At 66.2% G+C, this 17143-nt stretch carries 16 protein-coding genes and 2 pseudogenes; 8 read left to right on the plus strand and 10 right to left on the minus strand.

The annotated features are described in order from the left end of the window. The first annotated feature begins 15 nt into the window (after positions 1-15). The 3 genes from G4G31_RS24640 to G4G31_RS20465 are packed head-to-tail and all read left to right on the plus strand — an operon-like array spanning position 16 to position 3004. Positions 16-666: a hypothetical protein gene (locus G4G31_RS24640; RefSeq protein ID WP_202033664.1), complete on the plus strand. Its 651-nt coding sequence runs from the start codon at positions 16-18 to the stop codon at positions 664-666. 49 nt (positions 667-715) lie between these two features. Continuing rightward, a complete protein-coding gene (locus G4G31_RS20460; RefSeq protein WP_229425152.1) occupies positions 716-1741 on the plus strand; it encodes a phospholipase in 1026 nt (341 codons plus the stop codon). Between the two features lie 3 nt (positions 1742-1744). Further along, on the plus strand, positions 1745-3004 hold the full coding sequence (locus G4G31_RS20465; RefSeq protein ID WP_182989155.1) for a hypothetical protein: 1260 nt from the start codon (positions 1745-1747) through the stop codon (positions 3002-3004). Here G4G31_RS20465 and G4G31_RS20470 read toward each other — a convergent pair. Further along, positions 2975-3184: a hypothetical protein gene (locus G4G31_RS20470; protein WP_182989156.1), complete on the minus strand. Its 210-nt coding sequence runs from the start codon at positions 3182-3184 to the stop codon at positions 2975-2977. The two genes, G4G31_RS20465 and G4G31_RS20470, sit on opposite strands and share 30 nt — an antisense overlap. Before the next feature lie 98 nt (positions 3185-3282). Here G4G31_RS20470 and G4G31_RS20475 point away from each other — a divergent pair, with 98 nt between their 5' ends. Further along, positions 3283-3684, plus strand: a complete 402-nt coding sequence (locus tag G4G31_RS20475; protein WP_182989157.1) for a hypothetical protein — start codon at positions 3283-3285, stop codon at positions 3682-3684. A gap of 94 nt (positions 3685-3778) precedes the next feature. After that, entirely contained in the window at positions 3779-4801 is a 1023-nt protein-coding gene (locus tag G4G31_RS20480; protein ID WP_182989158.1) for a phospholipase, read from the plus strand. 196 nt (positions 4802-4997) lie between these two features. On the opposite strand, the gene ilvC is transcribed toward G4G31_RS20480, so the two are convergent. The 7 genes and pseudogenes from ilvC to G4G31_RS20515 all read right to left on the minus strand — a co-directional run bounded on the left by ilvC (position 4998) and on the right by G4G31_RS20515 (position 12685). Then, positions 4998-6014 (minus strand): ketol-acid reductoisomerase, encoded by a 1017-nt coding sequence (ilvC, locus tag G4G31_RS20485; protein ID WP_182989159.1) that lies wholly within the window; start codon positions 6012-6014, stop codon positions 4998-5000. 143 nt (positions 6015-6157) lie between these two features. Continuing rightward, positions 6158-6649, minus strand: coding sequence for an acetolactate synthase small subunit (gene ilvN, locus G4G31_RS20490; protein ID WP_182989160.1), 492 nt, complete (start codon positions 6647-6649; stop codon positions 6158-6160). Next, complete coding sequence (locus tag G4G31_RS20495; protein ID WP_182989161.1) at positions 6650-8386, minus strand: acetolactate synthase 3 catalytic subunit; 1737 nt, start codon at positions 8384-8386, stop codon at positions 6650-6652. Positions 8387-9034: 648 nt separating this feature from the next. Then, a pseudogene (locus G4G31_RS20500) lies at positions 9035-9914 on the minus strand (ABC transporter permease). Then, a complete protein-coding gene (locus G4G31_RS20505; protein ID WP_182989162.1) occupies positions 9911-10762 on the minus strand; it encodes an ABC transporter ATP-binding protein in 852 nt (283 codons plus the stop codon). Before G4G31_RS20505 ends, G4G31_RS20500 begins: the two are co-directional and overlap by 4 nt. A 13-nt stretch (positions 10763-10775) precedes the next feature. Continuing rightward, positions 10776-11780, minus strand: a complete 1005-nt coding sequence (locus G4G31_RS20510) for an ABC transporter substrate-binding protein (RefSeq protein ID WP_374011265.1) — start codon at positions 11778-11780, stop codon at positions 10776-10778. Positions 11781-11794: 14 nt separating this feature from the next. Then, positions 11795-12685 carry a TauD/TfdA family dioxygenase gene (locus G4G31_RS20515; RefSeq protein WP_182989163.1) on the minus strand — a complete coding sequence of 297 codons (891 nt, stop codon included), beginning with the start codon at positions 12683-12685 and terminating at the stop codon, positions 11795-11797. A 226-nt stretch (positions 12686-12911) separates the two neighbouring features. Here G4G31_RS20515 and G4G31_RS20520 point away from each other — a divergent pair, with 226 nt between their 5' ends. From G4G31_RS20520 to G4G31_RS20530, 3 genes are read left to right on the plus strand one after another with little or no spacing between them, the layout of a single operon-like run. Next, complete coding sequence (locus G4G31_RS20520; RefSeq protein ID WP_182989164.1) at positions 12912-13481, plus strand: RNA polymerase sigma factor; 570 nt, start codon at positions 12912-12914, stop codon at positions 13479-13481. After that, entirely contained in the window at positions 13478-13882 is a 405-nt protein-coding gene (locus G4G31_RS20525; protein ID WP_182989165.1) for a DUF3619 family protein, read from the plus strand. The genes G4G31_RS20520 and G4G31_RS20525 overlap by 4 nt, the downstream gene beginning before the upstream one ends. Next, a complete protein-coding gene (locus G4G31_RS20530; RefSeq protein ID WP_182989166.1) occupies positions 13879-15183 on the plus strand; it encodes a DUF3106 domain-containing protein in 1305 nt (434 codons plus the stop codon). Before G4G31_RS20525 ends, G4G31_RS20530 begins: the two co-directional genes overlap by 4 nt. Before the next feature lie 197 nt (positions 15184-15380). Here the strand turns inward: G4G31_RS20530 and G4G31_RS20535 are convergent, their stop codons facing one another. Both G4G31_RS20535 and ltaE read right to left on the minus strand, forming a co-directional pair. Next, complete coding sequence (locus G4G31_RS20535) at positions 15381-16112, minus strand: rRNA pseudouridine synthase (protein ID WP_182989167.1); 732 nt, start codon at positions 16110-16112, stop codon at positions 15381-15383. Further along, a pseudogene (ltaE, locus tag G4G31_RS20540) lies at positions 16112-17142 on the minus strand (low-specificity L-threonine aldolase). Before ltaE ends, G4G31_RS20535 begins: the two are co-directional and overlap by 1 nt. Position 17143 lies beyond the last annotated feature (1 nt).

Here is a 17143-nt window from a genome sequence, read left to right on the forward strand (position 1 = left end):
GGCGCGATCGCCTGGATGCTGGGTTACGCGAGCCACCAGGTGCCGCTGCTCCTGATGCCGGAAGCCCTGTACGCGCGTGCCTTCCCGCAGGCGAAAGTGCTGGTGCCGTCGCCAGGCGCGCGCTTCGATGGCGAGCTGCAGGTCGACGGCCAGCAGATCGACATCGACGGCTGGCACGGCAGCCAGAACCACAACTGGGGCAGCCGCCACACCGACAGCTACGCACGGGGACAGGTGGCCGGCTTCGACGATGGCCTTGACGTCTTCCTCGAATGCGCGACCGGGCGCGTGAAGGCGGGGCCGTTCTGGACGCCGTCGATGACGCCGCTCGTGCTGCGCATCGGCAGCCGCGAGTTTGCGCTCAACGGCATCACCCGGGCATTGCGCACGCGCGGCCGCTTCGACTTCTTCAGCTGGGAGATCGCAGCGGCGACGAAGGAGGTCAGGATCGCGCTGCGATTCTCCGCGCCGCCGGCGCGCTTCGTCGGCCTGCGCTACCCGAATCCGCCGGGCGGCGCGAAGACCTGCCTCAATTCCAAGCTGGCCTCCTGCGAGCTGACCGTCGAACGGCCCGGCCAGCCGCCGCGCCGCTACCACGCACGCCACCGGGCCGCCTTCGAGATCCTGACCGACCGCCATGACCACGGCATCGCCATGCTCGCCTGAGCGGCGCCGCATTTTCACGAACACGACACCCGCCATCACAAGGAGAACCATGAACATCGGATTGACCCGCACCGCCATCGCAGCGACTGTCGCAGGCGCCCTGACCTGGACCGCGCCGGCCCAGGCCTGGCATGGCGAAACGCACCGACGCATCGTCCTCGACGCGGTCGGCTACATGAAGGCCCATCCGGACACGACCAACTACGCCAGGCTGGTCGCGGGGGTGACGAAAGCCGGCTACACGATCGACGGCTTCGCAAAGGCCCTCGCACAGGCGGCAGTCGACGTCGACGACTTCCAGGACACCTTCATCTGCGGCGCCACCACCGGCAACTGCCAGCCGGCGCCGGTCTGGGGCAACCTGAAAGCCGGCGCCTACAGCTCCTACTGGCACTTCCAGAACCACACGGCGGGCAAGGACGTGCACGGCAATCCCTTCGGCGGCTACGACTACGCGAGGAACGCGGTGCACGGCGACGTCGACAAGATCGCCGCGTCCTGGCTGGCCAACGACTACCTCGACGACGGCCCCGGCGGCATGGACGGCTGGTTCGGCGACGGCAGCAAGTACAACAGCTACGGCAAGACCGAAGCGAACTACCGCCTGGGCGGCTACTCGACCCCTGGAATGTACCAGGACTTCCAGACCATGCCCTTCCAGCCGATCGACAACCTGGCCCAGTACTGGTTCGCACGCTTCCTGGCCGCGCCCTCGGCCCAGGCCCTGGGCTTTGCGCTGCATGCGACCGACCTGCTGCAGCCGCACCATACCTGGAGCACCTCCGGCTCGAACCACACCGGCTGGGAAGAATGGGCCGAGGATTACTATTACAGCGAGGGCCTGAACAATCCGGCACTGGTGCAGGCGGCCCTGGGCGACTTCACGCCGCTCGCCGCCACCGCGCAGGACCTGCGCCCGCTGCTGCGCCAGGGCGGCAGCTATTCCTATGCGAACGGCGGCGCGGTGCTCTCGTCGACCGACCATGCCGTTCGCCGGACGGCCGGCCGCAAGATGATCCCGCACGCGATCGCCATGGTCGTGCATGTGCTCAACCGCGCTGCGCTGCGCCTGTAAGCCATGAAGGGATCCTCTTTCGTCCACCCGCTGCGCGCGCTGATCGGGTTGTTCGGCTGCGCCCTGATGCTATCGGCCACCGCGTCCACCTTGCGCACCCTCGACGATCCCGCGCTGGCGGCGCGCGTCAATGGCGAGGCCATTCACGCCTTTACCTTCCAGGCCATGCTGCATGCGAGCCAGGACAGCAAACCACGGCCGACGCCCGCTGCGGTGCTCGACGAACTCGTCGCCGAGCGCCTGTTGGCAAGCTGGGCACGCAAGCGCTTTACCAGCGAGGAGCTGTATCCGGCCACCCGCGTCGGCTTCGCGCGCGAGGCGGCCCCGGACGACAAGCTGGTCGGCCTGCTGCGCAGCATGTACCCCCGCGAGCTGGAAGCGGCGCTGCACGCCCTGCCCGGCGGCGACCTGAATGGCTTGGTCGCCGATAGCCCACGGCTTGACGCGGCCACGCTCGAGCGGCTGTTCGGCAAACCGGGACGGATGCGGCTCGACTACACCCTCGACGCCGGGCAGGAGGCGCTTGCCGCCAGGGTGCCGCTGCTGCGCTACACGCTGGGTGGCCAGCCCGGCACCTTGACGGTGCTGGACGTGCTGCGGCGCCAGAACGTGCAGGGCCGGATGGAGTTCTTCAACCACAACGTCGACTTCATGCAGCAGGGGAGCGCGGACCGCGCTGGCGGGCCTGTTCGTCCGGGACTGGGCGGCGCGCCGCTTCGGCGCCCCGGCGCTGGCCGACCTGCGCCGCGCGCTGTCCGACCAGGACGATGTGCACGCAGTGCGCGCCCTGTATGGCCTGGCCGGGCATGCCGAGAGCGAGAGCCGGGTGCAAGCGGGCCTGGCGCAGGGGTGACACGCGCCGAAATCGGCGCCTATTACGCCGCCAACCGCGAGCAGTTCCGCCGCACGCTGCGGGTCAAGGCGCGCCACATCCGCGTGCCCGACGAAGCGACGGCCGCGCAGGTCGTGGCGGCCGCCAGCAGGGCCAGGATTTCGCCGGGCTGGCGCGGCGCTTCTCGATTGCGCCCGACGCGCAGTCAGGCGGGGATCTCGGCTGGGTACACCAGACCGGCAACCCCGACTGGCTGTCCTCGCTGGTGCTGCTCCAGCCCCGGGGAAGGTCTCGAGTCCCTTCCGCGCCGCCGTCGACAGCGACCAGGAAGCGACCCGGGAAGTGCTGTTGGTCGAGGAGCGCGTCGAGGGCTTCCACCCGCCGCACTCGGAAACGGTGCGCTACCTGGCGCGCCAGGCGATCGCCCATGACAAGGCGCGGCGCCAGTTCGCCGCCGTGCGCGCCCAGGCGCTGCGCCGGGCCGCCATCGAGATCAACCCGGGCTGTTCAAGGGCGCACGCGCCAGGCGCAGCGGGCATCCACGGTAGGGAGCGCATCATGAAGCCGGAAATCCAGCTGGCGGCCGTGGTGGCCGCCGTCGTCTTCGCCACCGGGTGGCGTGACCGGACGGCGAGGACGCGCCTGCCTCCGCCGTTACCGTGCACCCCGCCGGCGCCACGGCCGCCGCCAATGCCGCCTCGAACGCAGCGTGGCCCCGCCCTGGCCCGATCCGGGGCCCGCCGGCGCGCCGCGCACATCCGGCGCCGGCGAACCCAAACCGGCTGCCGTCAGCCTGGCCGAGACACGCCTGCATGGCGACCCCGAAGCGCCGCCAATCGCGCGCGACGAGACGCCGCGCGAGCGTCCGAGTGAAGCCGAGCTGGCCGACCCGAAGGCCTATGCGGCCTACGAATCGCGCCAGCAGGCGCGCCTGTACGCGGCCTATGTCGATGCGGTCAACAAGGAATTGCCGCGCCTGCGCGAAGACATCGAACGCGGCCGCGCGATGGGCATCGCGGCGGACAAGATCGCCAGGGCGGAGGAGAAGGCGCGCGGGCTGGAGGCGATGCGTGCCCAGCTCCTGAAAGATCATCCCGAGCTGGGGAGATGACACGGCCGCCCGCGGCCGTGAAGACCAGCAGACCGGTTGCCGCATGCGCGGCACCGACAACACCAACCTGCGTTGCACATAAAAAGGAAAACACATGAAAACTGCATTCAAGCTGGCACCGGTTGCGATCGCGCTGATCGCCTGCCTGCCCGCGAAAGCATGGAACACGGAAACCCATCGTCGTATCGCCATGGACGCGATCGAATTCATGAAGACGCATCCTGCCCAGACTAAATACGCGAAGCTGCTCGCCGGCGTTACCAGGGCCGGCTACACGATGGAGCAATTCGCCGCGGCGATCGGCCAGGGCGCGCATGATGTCGATTACTTCGAAGATACCTACATCTGCGGCGCGACCACCGGCAACTGCGCCAACGCGCCGCTGTGGGGCCTGGCATCGGACGTGGCCCACTACACCTCGTTCTGGCACTTCCAGAACCGCACCGCGGGCCAGGACGCGCATGGCAACCGCTTCGGCGGCTACAACTATGCCAAGCTGGCCAACCCGGGCGACATCGACAAGCTGGCCGCGACCTGGCTGGTAAACGACTACCTCGACGACGGCGCGGGCGGCATGAACGGCTGGTTCGGCGACGCCACCAGGTACAACAGCTATGGCGTCACCGAGGCGCACTACCGCCAGGGCAGCAGCTCGACGCCGCAGATGTACGAGGACTACCAGAAATTCCCCTTCCAGCCGATCGACAACCTCGGCCAGTACTTCTTCTCGCGCTTCCTGCAGGCGCCGTCGGCGCAGTCGCTGGGCTTCTCGCTGCATACGACCGACCTGCTGCAGCCGCACCATACCTATGGCACGCTGGGCAATGGCCACTCTTCGTGGGAAGGCTGGGTGGGCGACAACTACGACCGGGAAAAGCTGAACGACGGCGCGCTGGTGCTGGCGGCGCTGAACGACTTCACGCCGCTGGCCGCGAGCGCGACCGATATCCGCCCCTTGCTGAACCAGGGCGGCGCCTACTCGTACAAGTATGGCGGCGCGGTGCTGTCGTCGTCGGATAACGAGGTGCGCAAGGCGGTGGCGCGCAAGATGGTGCCGCATTCGATCGCGATGGCGGTGCGGATCCTGGATCGGGCGGCGGAGAGACTGGCGCAGTAAGGCACCGCGGCGCTGCAACGTAGGGTGGGCGGCTCCATCGGTACAGTCGGGCATTCGTGGCGTCGACGCCGCCCACGCGTTCAACCGGCCGTGGAAACCCCGCGACCATGCCCGCGTGCGTTGAACGCGTGGGCGGCGCAGGCCTCGCGTTCTCTCACGCGTTCCCGCTTTAGCCGCCCACCCTACGAGAACACCATCAATTCTTCGACTGATCCACCAGCTTGTTCTTCGCGATCCACGGCATCATCGCGCGCAGCTTGGCGCCGACTTCCTCGATCTGGTGCTCGCTGGTGAGACGGCGGCGCGAGATCAGGGTCGGGGCGCCCGCCTTGTTCTCGAGGATGAAGCTCTTCGCGTACTCGCCGGTCTGGATGTCCTTCAGACACTGCTTCATCGCTTCCTTGGTCGCCGAGGTGACGACCTTAGGCCCCGTCACGTACTCGCCGTATTCGGCATTGTTCGAGATCGAGTAGTTCATGTTGGCGATGCCGCCCTCGTAGATCAGGTCGACGATGAGTTTCAGTTCGTGCAGGCACTCGAAATAGGCCATTTCGGGCGCGTAGCCGGCTTCGACCAGGGTTTCGAATCCCGCCTTGATCAGTTCGACGGTGCCGCCGCAGAGCACGGCCTGTTCGCCGAACAGGTCGGTCTCGGTCTCTTCGCGGAAGTTGGTCTCGATGATGCCGGCGCGACCGCCGCCATTGGCCATCGCGTACGACAGCGCGATGTCGCGCGCGGCGCCGGACTTGTCCTGGTAGACCGCGACCAGGTGCGGCACGCCGCCACCCTGTTTATAGGTGTTGCGCACGGTGTGGCCGGGGGCCTTCGGCGCGATCATGATCACGTCGAGATCGGCGCGCGGCACGACCTGGCCGTAGTGGACGTTGAAGCCGTGGGCAAAGGCGAGCACGGCACCCTGCTTGGCGTTCGGCTCGACGTTTTCCTTGTAGACCTGGGCGATGTTTTCGTCCGGGAGCAGGATCATGATGATATCGGCGTTCTTCACGGCCTCGTCGACCTCGGCGACCTGCAGGCCGGCCTGTTCGACCTTGTTCCAGGAAGCGCCGCCGCGGCGCAGGCCGACGGTGACCTTCACGCCCGATTCGGAGAGGTTCTGGGCGTGGGCGTGGCCTTGCGAGCCATAGCCGATGATGGCGACATTCTTGTTCTGGATGAGGGAGAGGTCGCAGTCTTTGTCGTAGAAAACTTTCATTTTTTGTCCTTTAGTATTTGGCGTTATGGCTGTTCTGTTTGTACGGCAGGTGGCCGATCGGGCGTTCGCGTGGGCAGTTGAGATGGCCGGGGCCATCTCAACGAAGCGCCCACCCTACGATGTTGATCGAAGCCGGTGGCGGATCAGACCTTGAGGATGCGCTCGCCACGGCCGATACCCGAGCCGCCGGTACGGACGGTTTCGAGGATCGAGGCGCGGTCGATGGCGTCGATGAAGGCGTCGAGCTTGCTCTTGGCACCGGTCAGTTCGATCGTGTAGGTCTTTTCCGTGACGTCGATGATGCGGCCGCGGAAGATGTCGGCGGTGCGCTTGATTTCCTCGCGCTCCTTGCCGACCGCCCTCACCTTGAGCAGCATGAGCTCGCGCTCGATGTGCTGGCCTTCGGTCAGGTCGACCACCTTCACGACTTCGATCAGCCGGTTCAGGTGCTTGGTGATCTGCTCGATGATGTCGTCCGAGCCGGAGGTGACGATGGTCATGCGCGAGAGCGTCGCGTCTTCGGTCGGCGCCACGGTCAGGGTTTCGATGTTGTAGCCACGCGCCGAGAACAGGCCCACCACGCGGGACAGTGCGCCGGCTTCGTTCTCCAGCAGGACCGAGATGATGTGTCTCATTTACAGGTCCTCCGAGCCGAGCAGCATTTCGGACAAGCCGGCGCCCGCCTTGACCATCGGCCAGACGTTTTCGCTCTGGTCGGTGATGAAGTTCATGAACACCAGGCGATCCTTCATGGCAAAGGCTTCGCGCAGCGAGCCTTCCACGTCGCCCGGCTTCTCGATGCGCATGCCGACGTGGCCGTAGGCTTCGGCCAGCTTCTCGAAGTCCGGCAGCGAATCCATGTAGGACTCGGAATAGCGCGAGCCGTAGTCGATCTGCTGCCACTGTCTGACCATGCCGAGGAAGCGGTTGTTGAGCAGGATGATCTTCGGGGTCAGGTGGTACTGCTTGCAGGTCGCGAGCTCCTGGATGCACATCTGGATCGAGCCTTCGCCCGTCACGCAGGCGACCGTCGCGCCGGGGTTCGCCATCTGCACGCCCATCGCATACGGCAGGCCGACGCCCATCGTCCCGAGGCCACCGGAATTGATCCAGCGGCGCGGTTTTTCGAAGGGGTAGTACTGGGCTGCCCACATCTGGTGCTGGCCGACGTCGGAGGTAACGAAGGCGTCGCCGCCCGTCACCTGCCAGAGCTGTTCGATGACCGACTGCGGCTTGATGACGAGATCGGACTTCTCGTACTTCAGGCAATCGCGCCCGCGCCACTCGGCAATCTGCTTCCACCAGGGAGCCAGCGACGGCGAGCTGCTGCGCGGACCGGCTGCGTCGAGCTGAGCGAGGAATTCGGTCAGCACTTCCTTGACGTTGCCGACGATGGGAATGTCGACCTTGACCCGTTTCGAGATCGAGGACGGATCGATGTCGATGTGGATGATCTTGCGCGGGTGGCTGGCGAAGTGCTTGGGGTTGCCGATCACGCGGTCGTCGAAACGGGCGCCGATGGCGATCAGGACGTCGCAGTGCTGCATCGCCATGTTCGCTTCATAGGTTCCGTGCATGCCCGGCATACCGACGAAATGCTCGTCGCTGGCGCGCGAGCCGCCCAGGCCCATCAGCGTGTTGGTGACCGGCGCGCCGAGCTTGTCGACCAGGCGATTCAATTCGTTCGAGGCATTCGCCAGGATGACGCCGCCGCCCGCATAGATCATCGGCCGTTCGGCGCCGGCCAGCAGCTGCACGGCCTTGCGGATCTGGCCCGCATGGCCCTTGTCGACCGGCTTGTACGAGCGCATCTCGATCTCGCGAGGGTAGTCGTACACGCACTTGTGCATGCTGATGTCCTTCGGGATATCGACCAGCACGGGGCCGGGGCGGCCGGTGCGCGCGATGAAGAAGGCTTTCTTCATCGTCGTCGCCAGGTCCTTGACGTCCTTGACGAGGAAATTGTGCTTGACCACCGGACGCGTGATGCCGACCGTGTCGCATTCCTGGAAGGCGTCCTGGCCGATCGCGTGACTGGGCACCTGGCCGCTGATGACGACCATCGGGATCGAGTCCATGTAGGCGGTCGATAATCCCGTGACGGCATTCGTCACGCCCGGACCGGAGGTGACGATGGCGACGCCGACGGTGTTGGAGCTGCGCGAATAGGCATCGGCCGCGTGCACGGCTGCCTGTTCGTGGCGCACGAGGACGTGCTGGAATGCGTCCTGCTGGAAGATGGCGTCGTAGATATACAGCACCGCGCCGCCGGGATAGCCGAAGACGTGTTTCACGCCCTCCTCGGCCAGGCAACGCACGACAATTTCAGCGCCCGTCAGTTGACCTGTCGGACCTGAGGCTTCGTTATTCATGAATCGTTCCTTTCAAAACCCATGGGGAGATTGATCGGATGCTCGTTCCTAACGAAATGCGGATTGCCCTACAGCGCTCGAGCTTCCCTTCTTTCTGCGTGCACACACATGCGTTCGGTTACCCATAGATAACCTGCGGACACGGTGCTGGACGCAACTCGTTTGGCTGAGTGTCTGTAGCGGCTCGGCGCATCTCTCGCGCTTGTGGCGCGGGTTGGAGCAAACTGCCTACAAATGAAAGCGTGTCATGCCTGGCGGGCTTTGTGTGCGCGTCTGACTGACGATGGAGCTTCGAGGGTGCAAAGCGTAAGAAACACCTTACTGCGTTGCACCATTTTGGTCAAGAACAAAAATGGAAGAGATACAACGCACGGTGTTGGTGCGCTGTGGGGAGGGTTGAGGCGGGGATATCGTGCAGTGCAATGATGAGTGGCGAAAGTAGGGGCCGGGGGACGCGTTGCCAATGTGCCGACGGTCAGACCGCGTGGAGTCAAGCCTCCACCCTACGTTTCACGACGGCCAACGGTTGCGCGAACTCGCCCGGATCGCTCGATCTCCGTAGGGTGGAGGCGGCCGGCGAGGCTCCCGACTCCACGCGGTCGTGCTCACGCATACCCCACGGCGTGAACTCGCCACGCACCCACGCCCTCACCGCTCCATCCCCCACCTTCTCACCGTCACCCGCTCGAGCGTATGAAACACCAGATGCTCCACCGCCAGCCCGATGATGATCACCATCGCCAACCCGGCAAACACTTTATCGGTGAACAGTTCGTTGCGGCTCTGGAAGATATACCAGCCCAGTCCGCCCTTCCCCGAGGTGGTGCCGAACACGAGCTCCGCGGCAATCAGCGTGCGCCAGGCAAAGGCCCAGCCGATCTTCAGGCCCGACAGGATGGCGGGCAAGGCCGCCGGGATGAGGATCTGCAATACCAGCCGCAGGCCCGTCAAGCCATAGTTGCGCCCGGCCATGCGCAGCGTCTCGGGCACGGCGCGAAAGCCGGCGCAGGCATTCAGGGTCAGCGGCCACATCACCGAATGCATCAGCACCATGACCAGGCTACCCTTGCCCAGCCCGAACCACAGCAGCGCGATCGGCAGCAGGGCAATGGCCGGCAGCGGGTTGAACATCGAGGTCAAGGTTTCGATCAGTTCGCGCCCGATGCGGTGCGACACCGCCAGCCAGGTCAGCAGGAATGCTGCGCCGATGCCCATCAGGTAGCCCTGGGTCAGCACGGCAAACGAGACGGCCACGTAGCCGGGCAGTTCGCCCGACACCAGCCCCTCGCACAGCGCCTGCGCCGTGTGCCAGGCGGTCGGCAGCAGGAGTTCGTTGTCGAACCAGCGCGCCAGCGCTTCCCAGACAATGGCCAGCACCAGCAGGATGCCGGCCTTGCGCAGCCAGGCCAGGTTGGCGGGAACGCGGGTGGCTGCCGCCCCCCTGCTGCGTAGGCGCGGCCGCCGGTACGGGCGCGGCCAGCGCCAGTTCGACTTCGGGACGGATGGGTGGTGCGCGGAAGGCGTTCATACATGCAAGACACAGGGTTGAGGAAGCTCGGCAGCAGGGGCGGCATCGGTTTTCGCCTCGCCGAACAGCAGACGGTGAATGCGCGCCGTGGCGGCGCCGAACTCGGCGCTACCGGCATTGCCGAGGTCGAACTGGTGACTGTTCAGCTCGGCACGCACACGGCCCGGATGGGGGCTGAGCAGCAGGATGCGGTTGCCCACCACCAGCGCTTCCTCGATCGAGTGCGTCACGAACAGCATCGTGAAACCGATCTCGTCCCACAGGCGCTGCAGTTCTTCCTGCATCGTGCGCCGGGTGAGCGCGTCGAGCGCGGCAAAGGGTTCGTCCATCAGCAGGATGCTTGGTCCCATGGCCAGCGCCCGCGCAATCGCGACGCGCGCCTTCATGCCGCCGGACAAGGTGTGCGGGTAGGCGTCGAGGAAGCGCGCCAGGCCCACCTTGCCCAGCCAGTGGCGGGCGCGTTCGCGTGCTTCGGCTTTCCTGATGCCGGCGGCGAGCATCGGAAACATCACGTTGCCCTCCACCGTCTTCCAGGGCGGCAACTGGTCGAATTCCTGGAAGACGACGATGCGATCAAGTCCCGGCCCGGTGATCGGCCGTCCGCCCAGGCGCAGGCTGCCTGCGCGCGGCGCGATGAAACCGGCCACGGCTTTCAGCAGGGTCGACTTGCCGCAGCCGGACGGCCCCAGCAGGACGAAACGGTCGCCGCGGTGCACGTCGAAACTCACGTCATCGGTGGCACGCACCACGCCATGGTCGGTCGCGTACTCGAGCGTGACATGTTCGGCGCGCAGCAGCGCGTCCTGGGGCACGACTTGCAGGGTGGACAGGTTCGCGGGCGCATTCATGGGCGGAATCAACTCAGCTTCCCGAGGCCAGCGCCGGGTGGTCGAAGAAATAGTCGCGCCACGAGGCCGGCTTGTTGCGGATCGCCCCGACCTGGTGCAGGAACTGGGCCAGGCCCAGGGTGTTCTGCGGCGCCACCTTGAACTGCACCTTCGGATCCTTGATCACCTTGATGAGCAGGGCGCGGTCGATGCTGCCCTTGTTCACGCGCAGGTAGGCGTCGGCCGCCGCTTCCGGATTGCTGGTGGCCAGGCGAGCCGCCTCCACCAGCGCGTCGAGGAAAGCGCGGTAGGTCTTCGGATTCTCCTTTACATACCTTTCGGTGGCATACAGCACCGTGGCCGAGCTCGGCCCGCCCAGCACCTGGTAGGAGTCGAGCACGATTTTCGCGTTCGGGTTGCCGGCCAGTTCCTGATCCTGGAACGGGGGATTGGCGAAGTGGGCATTGATTTCGGTCTTGCCGGCGATCACGGCGGCGGCCGCATCCGGGTGTGGCAGCGCCTGGGTAAGCGGGTCGAGCTTGCGGAACTCGGCGGGGCCCCACTGCTTGCTGGCCGCCATCTGCAGGATGCGCGCCTGCACCGATACCGTCACGGCCGGTAGCGCGATGCGGTCCTTCGGGCCGAAGTCGGCGATCGATTTCACGGCCGGGTTGGTGCTGATCAGGTAGTACGGGAAATTGCCGAGCGAAGCAACGGCGCGCACGTTCTGCTTGCCGGCGGTACGATCCCAGACCGTCATCAGGGGGCCGAGTCCGGCGCCGACCACGTCCACGGAATTGGACAGCAAGGCGTCATTGGTGGCGGCGCCGCCCGAGAGCTTGACCCAGTCGACATCGATGTCGACGCCGTATTTCTTGCCATGCTTTTCGATGAGCTTCTGGTCCTGCGCGACATTGAGCAGCAGGTAGACCACGCCGAACTGCTCGGCGATGCGGATCTTGCCTTCGGCATGGGCACCGCCGGCGCCCGCCAGCAGGGACAGGGCGACGAGGGCAGCGGCAAACTTTCTGGTATTCAAATCGATTCTCCTGGTCAGAACGGGACGTCGCCCGCGATCGTGGTGCGGTAGAGCTTGCGGCGCTGCTCGGGCGGACAGCCTGCCGCCAGGTGCAGCAGCGAGCGGTTGTCCCAGAACACCATGTCGTGCGGCTGCCAATGGTGGCGGTAGATGAATTCGGGGCGTGTCGCGTGTTCGAACAGCGCCGCCAGCAAGGCGCGGCTGCGCGCTTCCGGGATGTCGACGATGCGGGTGGTGAAATGTTCGCTGACAAACAGGGCGCGGCGCCCGGTTTCCGGATGGGTACGCACGACCGGATGGCGCACCGGCACCACCTCGTCGATCTGCGCCTGGGTCAGCGCGGGGCGCCAGGGGTTCAGCTTGCGCAGGTCCTCGTAGCGTGCCAGGTAGCTGTGCTCGGCCCAGGCGCCTTCCACTTCGCGCTTGAGCGCATCGGGCAGCGTGTCCCAGGCCAGGTGCTGGTTGGCGAACAGGGTGTCGCCTCCTTCGGCTGGCAGCTCCTGGGCGTGCAGCATCGAACCCAGGCTGGGCACCGCCTTGTAGGACAGGTCGGAATGCCACAGGTGGCCAGCGTCCCCCAGGCCGATGGGTTCGCCGTTCTCGCGGATGTTCGAGACGATCAGTACCTCGGGTTCTTCCTTGAGCTGGAACTGGCGCAGCACGTGGATCTGCAGTTCGCCGAAACGGCGGCTGAAGGCGACCTGCTGGGCCGGCGTGATGCGCGCGTCGCGAAACACGAGCACGTGGTGGTCGAGATGGGCGCGGTGCACGCGCGCCAGGTCGGCGGTGGACAGCGGGCGCGACAGGTCGAGTCCGAGCACCTCGGCGCCCAGCGGTGCGTGCAGGGGGCGGATGTCGAAATCCTGGCGGGCAGGTGATCCTGCGGAAAGCGTGTCGAGCGGCATGGTGGGGGCGTTGAGTTGGAACGTGCGATCCAGATTAAGGCCGCGATGTCGGGGCGACAACGAATCGTTTCGACTATCCTCATGCGTTTTTTGACGGCCCGCCTGGCGGCCCCGCCGCGCATTGCTGAGCAATTACGGTGCATGTACGGTGGTTTTTTGCTAGGATTCGTGGGTTTTCCATAAAGCACGGGCTACGTACCCGGAGCGCACCACCCCTTTCCAGCGCATGGCGACAGACAAAGAACTCAACGACTTCCTCGAGAATGTCGAACGGCGCGCCTTCAAGCAGGCCGTGTACGCGGTGCGCAAGGACGAGTCAGCGCTCGACATCGTGCAGGACGCGATGATCAAGCTCGCCGAAAAATACGGCGACAAGCCCGCTGCCGAGCTGCCGATGCTGTTCCAGCGCATCCTGCAGACGACCATCCTCGACTATTTTCGCCGCGAAAAGGTGCGCAACGCCTGGGTCAGCCTCTTCGGGGGGCTGGGCCGCCGCGAAGGCGAGGACGAGGACTTTGATATACTCAATTCGTATGAAGCGGAAGAAGGATCCGCCGCGGCCGAGTCCAGCATGGACCAGGTCGAACGTGCCCAGACCTTGCGCCTGATCGAAGCGGAGATACAAAAACTCCCGGCGCGTCAACGCGAAGCCTTCCTTATGCGTTACTGGCAGGATATGGACGTGGCCGAAACGGCCGCAGCGATGGGATGCTCCGAGGGCAGTGTCAAAACACATTGCTCTCGCGCCACGCATGCTCTCGCCGATGCCCTGCGGGCCAAGGGAATACAATTATGAATACCGACGACATCAACCTGGCGTACAAGCTGCGCCGTGCACTGGACGAGAACCTCGAGGCGCTGCCGGCTTCCACGGCCGAGCGCCTGGCAAGCGCGCGCGCGCAGGCATTGGCACGCAAGAAAGCCGATGCGCCTGCCGCTGCCCGCAAGGAAACGCGCCGCCGCTGGTTCGATGTCGACTTCCATTTTTCAAACGGCGGCCTCGGCCGCCTGGGCGTGGCCATCCCGCTGCTGGCGCTGGCCGTCGGCCTTGGCGGGCTGTACCAGTATGAACAGCAGGAGCGTATCGCCGAGCTGGCCGAACTCGACGCGGCCGTGCTGGCCGACGAACTGCCGCTGACGGCTTACCTCGACCATGGCTTCAATGCCTATCTGGAGTCGCAACAGCGCCGCCAATGACGAGACCTCCTTCCAAGCCCCGCCGCTACGGCTGGTTGGCCGTAGCGGCGGTGGTGGCCGCCATCCTGGCCTGGGCGATCTTCTCGCGCGTACGCACCGACGACCCCGATGCCGCGGTCCCGCGCACGGCCAGCGTGGCCGGTACAAGCAAGGACATCGCCGGCAAACCGGGCGCACAGTTGCTCGATAAACCCCTGTGGCGCGAACTGACGCGCGCACAGCAACTCGCCCTTGAACCCCTGCACCCCGAATGGGACGCGATGGATGGCACGCGCAAGAAAAAATGGCTGGAAATGTCGCGCCGCTTCGCCTCGATGAACCCGGCAGAGCAGGCACGCGTGCACGAACGCATGCGCCAGTGGATCCGCCTGACGCCCGAGCAGCGCAACCTGGCGCGCGAGAACTACAACAAGGCGCGCAAACTCGCCCCCGGCGAAAAGGCCGCCACCTGGGAAAGCTACAAGCAGTTGACGCCGGGCGAAAGGCAGCGCCTGGCGCAGACGGCCGCGCGCAGGAACGCGGCCGGCGCCAAGACCCCGGCGACCGGCGGCATCGTCGCGCCCACCAGCTGCCCGGCCGGCACCACGCGCCGCGGCGCCTCCTGCATCGCGCTGCAGGCGCCGAACGCCATGCCGCCGGCACCGGCGCTCAGTCAGCCCGGCCTTCAGCCCGGCCTTCAGCCCGCCCCTCAGTCCGCCCCGCGGCACCCTCCTCGCCCGCCGCCCCGGCGGCACCGAACCTGTCCACGCCCGCTACTCCTGCCACCGCCGCTCCCGGCGCATCGAATGCAAACGGCTAATCCTCCCGTCGTCGCCACCCCGACCGTCAAGCGCCGCGTCATCGCGATGGTCTACGAAGCGTTCCTGCTGATCGCGGTCGAAGCGCTGGCCGTCTTCCTCTACCTGATCGCCACCGGCAACCGCCAGGGGCCTGCCTACCAGGCGGGTCTCAGCGCTTTCATGTTCCTGGTAGCGGCGGCGTATTTCGTGCATGCCTGGAGCGGCAGCGGCTTCACGCTGGCCATGAAAACCTGGCGCATCAAGCTCGTCAAAGTGGGGCATGCGAAGGTGCCCTTCAAGAACGCGGCGATCCGCTACCTGCTGGCCTGGGGCTGGTTCGCGCCGGCGCTGCTGGTTGGCGGCCTGCTCGACCTGCACCACGTGAAGGAGTGGAGCATTGCCTTCACGCTGGGGCTGGTGGCCTGGGGGCTGACGGCCTTCCTCGACAAGGACCGGCAGTTCCTGCATGACCGGATTGCAGGGACGCGGCTGATCGCCCTGCCCAAGCCTGCCAAGAAATAGACCTTACCGGTTCACCTGTCGGTCGCGGCTGCGTTCGCCGTCGCCGCTGCGCGGGTGCGCCAACGCGTGGAATCGGGACTCCACCCTACGAACGACCAGGGCCGGAGACCATTCGTGGCCACACGTAGGGTGGAGTCCTGACTCCACGGGGTACAAGGCATGCGAGCCCGGATCGCCAACCCTGCGCGGCCGTCATTTCAGAAGCGCTCGTACTCCGCCAGGTAGCGCCACTGCCCCTCGGGCAGCCCGGCCAGCGGGATGCGGCCGACGCGCAGGCGCTTGATGTCGCTGACGGACAAGCCCACCGCGGCGCACATGTGCTCGAGCTGGCCGGGACGCACGCCCTTGGCGGCGAAGCGCAGGCGCCCTTCGCTCTGCCAGCTGACCTTCATCGGGTTGATCGGCTTGCCGTTGAAGGTCAAGCCATGGTTCAGCAGCGCCAAGCCGCCTTCCTTGATGCCGCCCGAGACCTCGACCACATACTCGTGCTCGACGCGCTCGCCGTCGTCGACGAGCTTCCTCACGATGCGAAAGTCCTGGGTGAACACGAGCAGGCCGCTGGCATCGGTTTCCAGCGGCGTGCACAGGGTCAGGCGCGCCAGATGGCGTTTGAGGAAATGCGGGGCGCCGTGGGTCACGAACAAGCTTTCGGGCACCAGGCAGTCCAGCGCAGGACTGCCGCGCATGCCGACGCCGGCATTGCTGCCGGAGGGCTTGTGCAGCAGGATCGTCACCGGCGGCGCCTCCCGGGCGCTGGCGCCCGGCAGCAGCGTCACGGCCTGGCTTGGGGTCACGCGGCTGGCCGGGTCCTCGACCACCGCGCCATCGACGCTCACGCCGCCGTTGGCGATGTAGCGTTCGGCTTCGGCACGCGAACAGCCTGCCAGTTCGGCCACGCGTTTGGCCAGGCGAATTGCGTTGTCGCTCATCAGGCGCGCCAGTCTTTGAAGAATGCCTTGAAGGCGGCGACGACTTTGGCCACATCGTCCCTGGAGACGTCGAGGTGGGTCACCAGGCGCATGCGCGGGCCGACCGTGGCGCGGATGCCCGGCTGGCCAGCGCTGCGCGCAGCGGCTCGCAGGCCGCGACCGGGACGTCCAGCCAGAAGATGTTGGTCTGCGGCGTAGTCACGCGCAGCACTTCGATCTCCGCCAGCCCTTTTGCCAGCGCGAAGGCGTTGTCATGGTCTTCCGCGAGGCGCTCGACATTGTGCTGCAGCGCGTGCTGCGCGGCCGCGGCGATGACGCCGGCCTGGCGCATACCGCCACCCAGCATCTTGCGCCAGCGCTTGCCCTGCTCGATAAAGGCCTTCGGACCCAGCAGCACCGAGCCGACCGGCGCGCCCAGGCCCTTCGACAGGCAGACCGAAACGGTGTCAAAACCCTTTACGGCTTCGCGCAGGCTGATGCCCTGCTTCACGGCCGCATTGCAGACACGGGCGCCGTCCAGGTGCGTCGCCAGGCCTTTCGCATGCGCCAGCGTGGTGGCAGCGGCAATGTAATCCTGCCCCAGCACGCGGCCGCCGATCGTGTTTTCCAGCGCCAGCAGGCGGGTGCGGGCGAAGTGCATGTCGTCGGGCTTGATGTAGGCTTCGATGTCAGCAAGCGCAATCGAGCCGTCCGCCTGGTTGGCGATCGGCTGCGGCTGGATGGAACCCAGCACCGCGGCGCCGCCGCCTTCGTATTTGTAGGTGTGCGCTTCCTGGCCGACCAGGTACTCGTCGCCGCGCGCGCAGTGCGTCATCAGGGCGATCAGGTTGGTTTGCGTGCCGCTGGCGGCGAACATGCCGGCTTCATGACCGAACAGGTCGGCCGCGAAGTCCTGCAGGCGGTTCACGTCGGGGTCGTCGCCGTAGACGTCGTCGCCGACTTCGGCAGCGGCCATTGCCGCGCGCATGGCTTGCGATGGCTGGGTTACGGTGTCGCTGCGCAGGTCAATCCAGGTGGTGGTATCGCTCATG

This window comes from Massilia sp. Se16.2.3 (genome assembly GCF_014171595.1).
GTDB lineage: Bacteria > Pseudomonadota > Gammaproteobacteria > Burkholderiales > Burkholderiaceae_D > Telluria.

Coding starts and splice junctions, on each gene's coding strand:
- G4G31_RS24640 (WP_202033664.1), top strand. CDS start 16: ATGCTGGGTTACGCGAGCCACCAGGTGCCGCTGCTCCTGATGCCGGAA.
- G4G31_RS20460 (WP_229425152.1), top strand. CDS start 716: ATGAACATCGGATTGACCCGCACCGCCATCGCAGCGACTGTCGCAGGC.
- G4G31_RS20465 (WP_182989155.1), top strand. CDS start 1,745: ATGAAGGGATCCTCTTTCGTCCACCCGCTGCGCGCGCTGATCGGGTTG.
- G4G31_RS20480 (WP_182989158.1), top strand. CDS start 3,779: ATGAAAACTGCATTCAAGCTGGCACCGGTTGCGATCGCGCTGATCGCC.
- ilvC (WP_182989159.1), bottom strand. CDS start 6,014: ATGAAAGTTTTCTACGACAAAGACTGCGACCTCTCCCTCATCCAGAAC.
- ilvN (WP_182989160.1), bottom strand. CDS start 6,649: ATGAGACACATCATCTCGGTCCTGCTGGAGAACGAAGCCGGCGCACTG.
- G4G31_RS20495 (WP_182989161.1), bottom strand. CDS start 8,386: ATGAATAACGAAGCCTCAGGTCCGACAGGTCAACTGACGGGCGCTGAA.
- G4G31_RS20505 (WP_182989162.1), bottom strand. CDS start 10,762: ATGAATGCGCCCGCGAACCTGTCCACCCTGCAAGTCGTGCCCCAGGAC.
- G4G31_RS20515 (WP_182989163.1), bottom strand. CDS start 12,685: ATGCCGCTCGACACGCTTTCCGCAGGATCACCTGCCCGCCAGGATTTC.
- G4G31_RS20520 (WP_182989164.1), top strand. CDS start 12,912: ATGGCGACAGACAAAGAACTCAACGACTTCCTCGAGAATGTCGAACGG.
- G4G31_RS20525 (WP_182989165.1), top strand. CDS start 13,478: ATGAATACCGACGACATCAACCTGGCGTACAAGCTGCGCCGTGCACTG.
- G4G31_RS20530 (WP_182989166.1), top strand. CDS start 13,879: ATGACGAGACCTCCTTCCAAGCCCCGCCGCTACGGCTGGTTGGCCGTA.
- G4G31_RS20535 (WP_182989167.1), bottom strand. CDS start 16,112: ATGAGCGACAACGCAATTCGCCTGGCCAAACGCGTGGCCGAACTGGCA.